Genomic DNA, 10609 nt, shown 5'->3' with positions numbered 1-10609 from the left:
TTCAGGCGGTAATGGGAACATGGGGATGAGCTTAGGCGGCAGAACGTGAAATCGCCTTATGTACCGGTTTTTGAGTACTTACTCAGCAACTCCTCGCCAAACTTGACCAGCATATCGCTTCACTTTCCACTCGGTTGGATGAAGCAGGCTGGCTGGACCAGCAGGTTGCCGTGATCCGGTTCCAGGTCACCGGCGCACGCTTCTATTACAACGACAGCTTTGCAGCCAATCTGATCAAGGCGCTGGGATTTGAACGACCCAGCCTGCATGACACAACCGGTTTTGCCGAACCCCTGACCCGGGAGCGCATTCCCGAAGCTGACGCAGACATTCAGTTCTATTTCACCTATGCCTCGGCAGACCCGGCGAAAGGCAAACAGAATGCCCGAAGCTGGCTCAACAATCCGCTCTGGAAATCCCTTCGCGCCAGTCAGAAAGACCAGATTTTCCAGGTCAACAACGATATCTGGAACAAGTCCTACGGCATCATTTCGGCCCATGAAGTGCTTGATGATATTGAAGAGCAGCTATTGAAAAACACGTCCAACGGTGCCAAAGGCTAATCCATGACAGCCATCACGCTGGAACATACTGCCAACACTCTCCAGCGCAATGCGATCATTGTGCCGGGACTGCTCGTCGCCGTATGCCTGCTGGCTATCGCCAGTATGGTACTGGGCTATACCGATATCACGGGAAAGCACGCGATTGAGGCGCTGTTTTCTTACGACGGGAGTCGCGAGCATATTGTTGTTATCGATATGCGCCTGCCCAGGGTCATCATTGCCCTGATGGTGGGCGGCAGTCTGGCAGTAGCCGGCACCCTGATGCAGGGGCTGACCCGTAACCCACTGGCATCGCCAGCCATTTTCGGGATCAACAGCGGTGCCTCCCTGGCTATCGTTATTGCTACAGCGGTGTTTGGCATCACAAGTCTGGAAGGTTATACCCTGTTCGCCATGGTCGGTGCGGCCCTGGCCGCGTTGGTCGTTTACTGGCTGGGCATGTCAGGCGGTTCCCAGTCACCACTGAATCTTACTTTGGCGGGCGTTGCTATCAGCGCTTTTTTATCCTCATTGACGTCAGGACTGTTGGTGTTCAATGAGTCAGCACTGGAAGAAGTCCTGTTCTGGTTATCCGGTTCGGTGGAAGGCCGTCGACTTGATCTGGTCATGCCTCTGGTTCCCCTGCAACTCGCCGGATGGCTGGGCGCACTGGCCCTGTCTTCTGCCATGAACGCTCAGGCGCTGGGTGATGATGTCGCTAAAGGGTTGGGCCAACGCACCCTGCGGGTCAAGCTGCTGGCATCCCTGGTCATTGTATTACTCGCTGGCACATCAGTCGCAATGGCCGGACCCATCGCCTTTGTCGGGCTGGTTGCGCCACACCTTGCCCGAGGACTGGCAGGCACCAATTTTCGCTGGACGACACCTGTCTCGATTTTGCTGGGCGGCGGTCTGCTACTGGTAGCTGATATTCTGACTCGATTCATTGTCTGGCCCCGTGAGGCCCCGGTTGGCGTCACCATGGCGCTGATCGGCGCACCGTTTTTCATCCTTTATGCACGACGGAACCTGAATACATGACCGCCGGCTACCTTGTACTGCGTAATGCCTGGTTATCACACCTGATTCCCCGACAGGGACTGACACGTCTGGGGCTATTATTACTGGCTACCGCCACGCTCGCCATTCTGGCTATGGCGGCAGGCTCCATGCCGATACATCCCCTGCGAGTAGTACAGACATTATTGGGACAGGGCACGTCCACCGAGCAGCTGATTATCCAGCAATTTCGTATGCCACGGATGCTGATGGCACTCCTCGTCGGCACAGGCCTTGGTATCGCAGGCGCCATTCTGCAGGGACTGGTGAGAAACCCGCTAGCCTCGCCGGATGTACTGGGAGTCACCGACGGTGCCAGTGTCGTGGCTGTATTTGCCCTCACGGCATTTGCCGGACAATTCGCCATTATCTGGTTACCGGCGTTTGTCTTTGCTGGCGGACTGGTCACCGTGCTGATCATCTATGCCATGGCCTGGAAAGGCGGTGTCGGACCACGACGGATGATTTTGATTGGCATCGGCCTCGGCGCCCTGCTCGCAGCGGCACGCACCGTTGTTATGATACAGAGCTCCATCCAGCACACCGCTCAGGCCCAGGTCTGGCTAAGCGGCAGTCTGAATGCGGCCAACTGGCAGCAGGTTCAGATTCTGTCATTCTGGTATTTGTTGCTGTTGCCATTCCTGATACTCGCCATGCGCAGCCTTTCTGCACAAACGCTTGGTGATGATCTGGCAAAGAGCCTCGGCAGTCGTCTCAATCATGAACGATTTGGTTTGATCATGCTCAGCACCGCACTGGCCACTGCAGGTGTCGCATTCTGTGGCAGCATCGGATTTGTTGGATTGATGGCACCCCATATCGCCAGACGACTGCTGGGCAATATGCCGGAACTCCACCTGCCCGGCTCCGCACTGGTGGGTGCATTACTGGTACTGGGCAGCGACCTGGCCGGACGCATGATTCTGGCGCCCATGGAAGTTCCCGTCGGTATCTTTACCGCGCTGATTGGCGCGCCTTACTTTATTTATCTATTGGTCAGTAAAAAATGACGTGTGCCGTTCTGCAAAACCAGCAACTGTCACTGGGTTATGGCGGTGAGGTCATTATCGACAATCTCACCCTGGATATTCCTGGAGGAAAAATCACCACACTGATTGGTGCCAATGGCTGCGGCAAATCGACACTGTTGCGCGCCATGGCTCGGCTATTGAAACCCATGACAGGCACGATCCTGCTGGACGGCAAAGATATCACGCGTAGCGCGACCCGTGACATTGCCCGCAAAATGGCCATCCTGCCGCAGTCCCCTGTAGCTCCCGAAGGGATGACCGTATTGCAACTGGTTCGTCAGGGACGCTATCCGCATCAGAGCTGGCTGAAACAGTGGTCAGAAGAAGACGAGCGTTGTGTGAAACAGGCACTTGAAGCCACGCAAATGGCCGCTTTGAGTGAACGACTGGTGGACTCCCTGTCCGGCGGACAACGACAGCGGGCGTGGATTGCCATGACGTTGGCCCAGAACACCGATGTGATTCTGCTGGATGAACCGACCACCTATCTCGACCTGAGTCACCAGATCGAGATCCTGGATTTGCTGTTTGACCTGAACCGACACTCCGGGCGTACCATTGTCATGGTTCTGCATGATCTGAACCTCGCGTGTCGGTATGCGGATAACATTGTTGCCGTCAAAAAAGGGAAGGTATACGCCCATGGCGCACCTGAAGATGTGATTACCCGCGAGTTGGTTCGCCAGGTATTCGGACTGGAATCACGTATCGTGCCCTGCCCGCTGTTTGGTACTCCCACCTGCGTGCCTGAAGGAAAAGGCAGACAGTCGTTGTAAGACTAAAGCATCGATTTATACGGGACAGATCAAACCTATAAAAAAGCCCGATTGTTTCAGCAACCGGGCTTTTTTCATAGCAGAGGATAAAATGGAGTACCGTTGTTAGCGAACCATATGCAGGAAGTACATATGCTTCTCATACTGGTCAATAATGTCGCCAATCACCTGGTCGCGGGTCCAGCCCATGATGTCATAATCCTGCCCACCTTCTCGCAGGAAGACCTCGGCCCGGAAATATTTGCGTTCGTCATCATCTTCATCATCCATCATGAAGCTCGGCTGCAAATAAGCCCTGGGATAGACCTGATAAAGAAAATCATGCTCCTCGCCATGAAACACCTTGAAGCTTGGCATGCTTTTCTCTTCATCAAACACGATATTGCTTTCCACCCCCTGCTTCTGCAGCTCAACCGAGACTGACTCCATCGCCGGCAACACCACTTCCTTCAAGAAACGGTTGACATCAAACCGACGGGGAAAATGCACCATGTTATTGAGCCGATGCTGCCACGGTATCGGATTGCGTCCTACTTTAGGTGTCAGGGTTGCCTGCGCCAGACTGTCTTTCTTGGTGGCATCAACCGCGAGCGCTTTGAGCAAACCATAACTCGCCATCAGAAGAATCATGGCAAAGGGCAATGCGCTGGCGATGGTGGCAGTCTGCAACGCCCCCAGACCTCCGGCCATCAACAGGACAATGGCCACAATACCCACCAGGCAGGCCCAGAATACCCGCTGCCAGACCGGTGTCCGGCTTTCGCCACCAGAGGCAAGCATATCAATCACCATGGCGCCGGAATCCGATGAGGTGACAAAAAACACCACCACCATCAGAACCCCGACAAAGGAGAGAATATCAGCCATCGGGAAATAGCCCAGGAACTGGAACAGCGCCACAGAGACATCCTGCTGCACCACCTCACCCAGGGCAACTTTATCCTGATGCATGATCATATCAATGGCCGTATTGCCAAACACGGTCATCCAGAGGAGAGTAAAGCCGGTTGGCACAAAGAGCACACCAGTCACAAATTCACGAATCGTTCTACCCCGAGAAATACGCGCAATGAACATGCCGACAAACGGTGACCAGGATAACCACCAGGCCCAGTACAACAGCGTCCAACCGCCCATCCAGTCAGAGGATTCATAGGCGTACAAGTTGAAGGTTTTGCTGACAATCTCAGACAGATATCCGCCAGTGTTCTGCAAGAACATCTGCAATAACAGGACAGTCGGCCCAACAAGAATCACCAGCCCCAGCAACACCAGTGCCAGTATCAGGTTAAATTCAGACAGTCGTCGTATGCCTTTTTCCAGCCCGGTGGCCACAGAAAGTGTCGCCAATGCACTGATAACAACGATCAACACCACCTGCACCTCACGGCTCACGGGGAGATCAAACAGGTAATTCAACCCGGAATTCACCTGGAGTACACCATACCCCAGCGAAGTAGCGACACCGAAAACGGTTCCGAGAATGGCAAAAATATCAATCGCATGCCCGATCGGCCCATAAATACGATCGCCGATCATAGGATATAACGCGGAACGCAGCGTCAGGGGCAGCTTATGTCGATAACCGAAAAACGCGAGAATCAGGGCGACAATGGCATAAATCGCCCAGGCATGAAGTCCCCAGTGGAAGAAGGTCAGCTTCATGGCCTCACGGGCCGCTTCCACCGTCCCCGGTTCGCCGACAGGCGGCGATAGGAAATGCATGACCGGTTCCGCCACACCGAAAAACATCAGGCCGATCCCCATGCCAGCGGAGAACAGCATGGCAAACCAGGAACCGAAACTGAAATCCGGCTCAGCATGATCCGGTCCGAGCTTGATATCCCCATAACGGGACAACCCGAGAAACGCGACACAGATCAGGATCAGTGCAACAGCGGCAACGTAAAACCAGCTGGCATTGGTGACGATACTGCCCTGAATATGGTTAAACCATCGATCGGCATGATCAGGAAACGCCGCCGTCATCCAGACCAGCAGACAGATAAGGAAAGCAGCACCAAAAAAAACGGGAGGATTGATCGTGTGTCTTGACGGCTGTTGATTCGCCGGATTGGACATAGGGCAGGAGGCTCCTAGCTTATGTGAAGGTTAACTCAGCTGATTTGAAGCACAGTAAAGACAGTGGGCGACAGGAAGCAGCAAGCAAACGTGATACAGGAAACCCTGTCTAGTCTAGACAGTCATTCCAGGCAGGGCTGGCACCCTGTCTCGTTGAACGAGACAGACTGTAGCATTTTAGACGTCTGAATTCACGGTAAGTTCCCCCTGCCACAAGGGGGAAGCATGTCCGCAATCCCTTGGCTAACGGCCAGTACCCTGTGGTGTGAATGGGTTCAGCTGAAAAAATAAATACAATAGATCCACCAGCAGACCAGTATGAAAACATTAAAATGATTCATCAGGGGCTTTAACATACGATTCCCTTCAGCTGGCATTTCATTTGAAATATCCATTTCTCAGCACAGCACTCAAAATCAAATCGGGCCGTTAATCGAATGCCTTCAAGCGTTGTCGCAAAATCTGCATTGATACGGCATTGATCCTGCGAAATCACCGCCGCAATGGCAGAGAAAACGTTCAATTGTTCATTGGCATGATCCTGACTCGTCGTATGAATATCAATGACGACACTCGTCGATTCATTGCCTGCAAACGTCAGCATGTTAACCCCCAGGAACATTATTGGAATCTATCCTGTAATAATCCCTGGCCGGCAATAAGCCAGCCTGTTTTTTACTATAGGTTTTGTCATGTTTGATTATATGGACATAAATCAACAAGCCGGAGATAAAATAAAGCCAACCAGACAACAAGCCTTAAAATGTTTGAATAGCGCGTAAACAAATCAATTGTCGTGTGGTTTTTTATGCATGCATTTGATTGCGACAACTGCACAGCATCCCGCCTGATCGCGCGCTCTAAACCGTAAAAACCCCTGAAACCTACGCACTTTTAATATGTCCTGATGTCATAAAAAGCACTGTCTGCTAGACAGACAGGTACTGTAACTGATACAAAAAGGACGACAGACACAGTACAAACGTCTGTTTTAGACAATAAAAGAAAAGGTGTGCTGTATGGTAGTGAGTGAGATGTTCCCCGCAGAAAACCTGAACGCCCGCGTAGAAGATATCCTTACCCTGTACAACGCCAGCCTGATGGCTCGTATGACCGATTACTTCACCTGCCCGACCGACTGGTCCGGTGCGGCGGAAACAGCCGCATTCCAGTTGGGCAAAGACTTTGGCCTCAAGGCTCAGGATGCCCATTTTGGCATTACAGACCTGGACAAGGCGTTGGATCGCGGCATCAAGCAACACATCCAGCATGCCGCCGCCATGCAATACGGCGCTAACGCCATGATGCGCGCCTGAATCGACCCGATTAACGATTATTCCTCGACAATCCGGATGATGTATTCATGCCAGTCATCCGGATTGGGCACTGCCTCTTCTGAGACAGCCATACCACGAACAGAAAACCCTGCCTCATGGACACTCTCGGCATCATCGGTCACCAGCGGATGCCACTCCGGCAGATCATAGCCTTCTACCAGCAAGCGGTAGGCACAGCTATCGGGAAGCCAGCCATAGTCTGCGATTGTCTCAGGCGTAAAACGAATACAATCAGGCACGTGTCGTTTTCTACCGACATAGTCTTTACAGCGGCAACTACTGGCGTCTAGCAGCTTGCATGCGACGGCGGTTGTGTAAATGACATCCGTTTCCGGATCAATCAACTTATTCAGGCAGCACCGACCACAACCGTCACAGAGGGACTCCCACTCTGACAGAGTCATTTCATCCAGGGTCTTGGTTTGCCAGAAAGGCAATGGCGGTTGAGCGATCATGGGCAACTGACAAAGCAAAAGAGCGGCATCATACGCCCCACAGTAGCCGACGCCAACCGAGAGAACTACTCACGCGTGATGGAAATCCCTTGACGGATATGCCAGCGCCGCATGGCTGCATAAACAACGGCGCTGGACAACAGGGCGATTCCACCATAGAACAACACCGTTTCGCCGGCACCGATCACCGCCCAGAAGCAATAGGCCACCCCCAGAACACTTAACAGCGTTGTACGACGCCCATACGTCGTCCGCAGGCCTTCTTTTTCCATGACAACCAAGGCAGACAGCAGCGTATAGATATAAGCCATTAATGTCAGCAGAACAGCCATCAGCGCAATAATTTCGTATTGTCGGTTCAGGGTCGGCGAAAGGGTCAGCAACAGTAGCAGCGACATCAGGATCGCCGTCACAATCAACCCGTGAACAGGCGCATTATGACGATTCACCCGCGAAAAAAGCTGGGGAAACAGGTAATCGTCTGCGGCGGCCTTGGCAATCTGGCCCTGCATCAGGATCCAGCCATTCAGGCAACCAAAACAGGCAATAATTGCCAGTACACTGACCAGCCCCCCAGCCCAGTCTCCCAGGATATGCGATGCCACCAATGAGAAGGGGGCCGTTGATTGCGCCAGTTCTGACGCCGGCACAATGCCCATAAGAACTGTCGTACTCAGAATATAGAGAGCCGCGGCCAGCGACGTCCCGACAACCGTGGCTATCGGCACATCCCGCTCCGGTTTTTCAGCCCGGCCGGCAAGGACGCAGGCTGATTCCAGCCCCAGAAATGACCACAGCGTCAAGGAAGCCGCAGCCGTAATAGTGGCCAGTGTCGAGTGGCCTGATGTATTACTTGCAGCCACCAGCACGCTTCCGTCAAACCAGAACCAACCCAACAAGGCGATTGCCACGACAGGTATCAGCATGCAGGTGGTTGTCACCGTCTGGAACTTCCCAATCAGGCGTATCTGCCGCGTGTTGAGTATTGTCAGCAACCAGATGACGCAGACGGCCATCACACAGGCTGGCAACGGTTGTGCAAGCACAGGAAAAAAATGGGCAAGATAACCGACGCCGGCAAGTGCGATGGCGGTATTGCCACCCCAAATCGCAAACCAATAGCCGTAGACCACCTGGAAACCGGCAAAATTGCCAATGCCGGCACGGGTGTAGGCATACATCCCGCCCGCACGAGGCATCAGGAAACCCAGCCGGGCAAAGACCATGGCCATGATAATGGCGCCACCGGCTGTCAGCAGCCAGCCCAGCAGGCTTACTGAGCCCAGTGCGGCAAGACTGGAAGGCAGTAGAAAAATACCGGATCCCATCATATTGCCGGTCACGATTACCGTCAGCGGTAAAAGTGTCAGTTTTTTTTCGCTACCCCCCATGATGACGCTCCATGTACTACCTTGGGTATTTATTGAGAAAGTCTAGTAGCTGAGACCTGCGAAATGGTTCGTCAGTTCCAGCTTAATGTCAGGAATCGCCCAAACGCTGTAGAAGTGGCAATCGTCCCCCTGTAAATCCTTATTTTCCGCTATATGCAAAAGCGTATAATCTCACGCTTTCTCATATACCCTATCTATCAAGTTCCCTGAGATGTTCGCAACTGCCATCAGACAAAGCCTGCAAGAAGGCTATCGCGCACGTGATCTGCGCAAGGACTGTGTTGCCGGCATAACCGTCGGTATTGTCGCCGTACCCCTCTCGATGGCGCTCGCCATCGCCAGTGGCGCTGCACCGGAAAACGGCCTTTATACGGCCATTATTGCGGGTTTCCTGATCGCCCTGTTCGGCGGCTCGCGATTCAATATCACAGGGCCAACGGCAGCGTTTGTCGTCATCCTGCTACCCATCACGCAGCAGTACGGACTGGGTGGACTGATGGTGGCAACGATTATGGCCGGCCTGATCCTGCTGGCCATGGGTCTGTTAAAACTGGGCAAACTGATTGAGTTTGTCCCCTACCCCGTCACCGTTGGTTTCACGGCCGGTATCGGTGTGGTCATCGCCACCCTGCAGCTGAAAGATTTTTTTGGTCTCACTCTCCACGAAATGCCGGAGTTCTACCTCGCGAAAGTCCAGGCACTGGTGCTGGCACTACCCTCACTCAATATCTGGGATACCCTGACGGCTTCCGTGACACTGGCCACTTTCCTGCTCTGGCGAAAGTTCAGCCGCAAGCTTCCCCCGCACCTGCCCGCACTGATCGCGGGCTCGCTGTGTGCGTGGATCATCACCCAGCTTGTGGCTAACCCCGACATCGCCACTATCGGCTCCCGCTTCAGCTGGTCCATTGAAGGTATGAGCGGACAGGGCATTCCTCCCCTGCTACCCCACCTTGCCCTGCCCTGGAATCTGCCAGGCCCAGATGGTCAGCCCCTGGGCCTGTCCTATGGCCTGATCAAAGACCTCATGACCGCGGCTTTTGCCATTGCCATGCTTGGTGCCATTGAGTCGCTCCTCTGCGCCGTGGTGGCCGATGGCATGACCCGCACACGGCACAATCCTAACAGTGAGCTGATCGGCCAGGGTATCGGCAATATTGTTGCGCCGTTCTTTGGTGGCATTCCTGCCACCGCCGCCATTGCCAGAACCGCCACCAGCATCCGCAGCGGATCGGTATCGCCGGTCGCCGCCATGGTTCATGCGCTCTTTGTGCTACTGTCCGTCCTGTTGCTGGCCCCCGTACTCGCTATCGTCCCCATGGCGTCGCTGGCAGCCCTGTTGATGATGGTGGCCTGGAACATGAGCGAAGCGCCGCACTTCATCCGGGTGGTTCGTGTGGCCCCCCGGCAGGATGTCGCGGTTCTGTTGACCTGTTTTGTCCTGACCGTTGCTTTTGACATGGTCATTGCCGTCACCGTGGGCATGCTGCTGGCCGGATTGCTACTGATCAAGCGCATCAGCGACCTGACCCGCGCCGACCGGATTGAACATCATGCCCACGAGGACACCGTTTCACTGCCGGATCCGATCGAAATCTACGATATCAACGGCGCGCTGTTCTTTGGTGCAGCACAGCGGGCGCTCAGCATGATTCAGCGAATGGATGACCACATCAAGGTTGTCATCCTGGATATGAGCGACGTCAACATGGTCGACATGACGGCAATTATCGCCATGGAAAACATTCTGAACGATTTACAGAAGCGTGATATCGGCCTGGTGCTGAACAACCTGGAGCCGCGTATCATTCTGAAACTGCGCAGGGCAGGCATTCGCAAGCGTAAAGGTGACATTGACTTCGGGCGGAATATGCAGGAAAGCTGCCGCCACGCGATGGCGCAACTGCAGCTTCGGTCATAACCTCAAACACAC

At 54.0% G+C, this 10609-nt stretch carries 10 protein-coding genes; 6 read left to right on the top strand and 4 right to left on the bottom strand.

The features are described 5' to 3' along the window. Positions 1–170: 170 nt before the first annotated feature. Genes ABD892_RS24045 through ABD892_RS24030 form a run of 4 tightly spaced genes read left to right on the top strand, consistent with a single transcriptional unit; the run spans position 171 to position 3411 of the window. Positions 171–563 carry an ABC transporter substrate-binding protein gene (locus ABD892_RS24045; protein ID WP_345198800.1) on the top strand — a complete coding sequence of 131 codons (393 nt, stop codon included), beginning with the start codon at positions 171–173 and terminating at the stop codon, positions 561–563. A 3-nt stretch (positions 564–566) separates the two neighbouring features. Beyond that, positions 567–1586 (top strand): FecCD family ABC transporter permease, encoded by a 1020-nt coding sequence (locus ABD892_RS24040; RefSeq protein WP_345198798.1) that lies wholly within the window; start codon positions 567–569, stop codon positions 1584–1586. Continuing rightward, positions 1583–2614: a FecCD family ABC transporter permease gene (locus tag ABD892_RS24035; RefSeq protein ID WP_345198797.1), complete on the top strand. Its 1032-nt coding sequence runs from the start codon at positions 1583–1585 to the stop codon at positions 2612–2614. The genes ABD892_RS24040 and ABD892_RS24035 overlap by 4 nt, the downstream gene beginning before the upstream one ends. Then, positions 2611–3411, top strand: coding sequence for an ABC transporter ATP-binding protein (locus tag ABD892_RS24030; RefSeq protein ID WP_345198795.1), 801 nt, complete (start codon positions 2611–2613; stop codon positions 3409–3411). Before ABD892_RS24035 ends, ABD892_RS24030 begins: the two co-directional genes overlap by 4 nt. A gap of 105 nt (positions 3412–3516) precedes the next feature. Here the strand turns inward: ABD892_RS24030 and ABD892_RS24025 are convergent, their stop codons facing one another. Together ABD892_RS24025 and ABD892_RS24020 are read right to left on the bottom strand one after the other, a co-directional pair. Then, positions 3517–5493: a BCCT family transporter gene (locus tag ABD892_RS24025; protein ID WP_345198794.1), complete on the bottom strand. Its 1977-nt coding sequence runs from the start codon at positions 5491–5493 to the stop codon at positions 3517–3519. Positions 5494–5842: 349 nt separating this feature from the next. Then, complete coding sequence (locus tag ABD892_RS24020) at positions 5843–6097, bottom strand: DUF406 family protein (protein ID WP_345198793.1); 255 nt, start codon at positions 6095–6097, stop codon at positions 5843–5845. Between the two features lie 415 nt (positions 6098–6512). Between ABD892_RS24020 and ABD892_RS24015 the strand changes: the two genes are divergently transcribed. Beyond that, positions 6513–6809 (top strand): hypothetical protein, encoded by a 297-nt coding sequence (locus tag ABD892_RS24015; protein ID WP_345198791.1) that lies wholly within the window; start codon positions 6513–6515, stop codon positions 6807–6809. Positions 6810–6826: 17 nt separating this feature from the next. On the opposite strand, the gene ABD892_RS24010 is transcribed toward ABD892_RS24015, so the two are convergent. Next, entirely contained in the window at positions 6827–7285 is a 459-nt protein-coding gene (locus ABD892_RS24010; protein ID WP_345198790.1) for a YcgN family cysteine cluster protein, read from the bottom strand. A gap of 65 nt (positions 7286–7350) precedes the next feature. Then, complete coding sequence (locus tag ABD892_RS24005; RefSeq protein WP_345198789.1) at positions 7351–8676, bottom strand: amino acid permease; 1326 nt, start codon at positions 8674–8676, stop codon at positions 7351–7353. Between the two features lie 211 nt (positions 8677–8887). On the opposite strand from ABD892_RS24005, the gene dauA reads away from it, so the two are divergent. Beyond that, on the top strand, positions 8888–10597 hold the full coding sequence (gene dauA / locus ABD892_RS24000) for a C4-dicarboxylic acid transporter DauA (protein WP_345198788.1): 1710 nt from the start codon (positions 8888–8890) through the stop codon (positions 10595–10597). Positions 10598–10609: the final 12 nt, after the last annotated feature.

It is taken from the genome of Kistimonas scapharcae, from assembly GCF_039540975.1.
GTDB lineage: Bacteria > Pseudomonadota > Gammaproteobacteria > Pseudomonadales > Endozoicomonadaceae > Kistimonas > Kistimonas scapharcae.
Note: the sequence above shows the minus strand (reverse complement) of the source record. Positions and strands in the feature narration are given on the sequence as shown.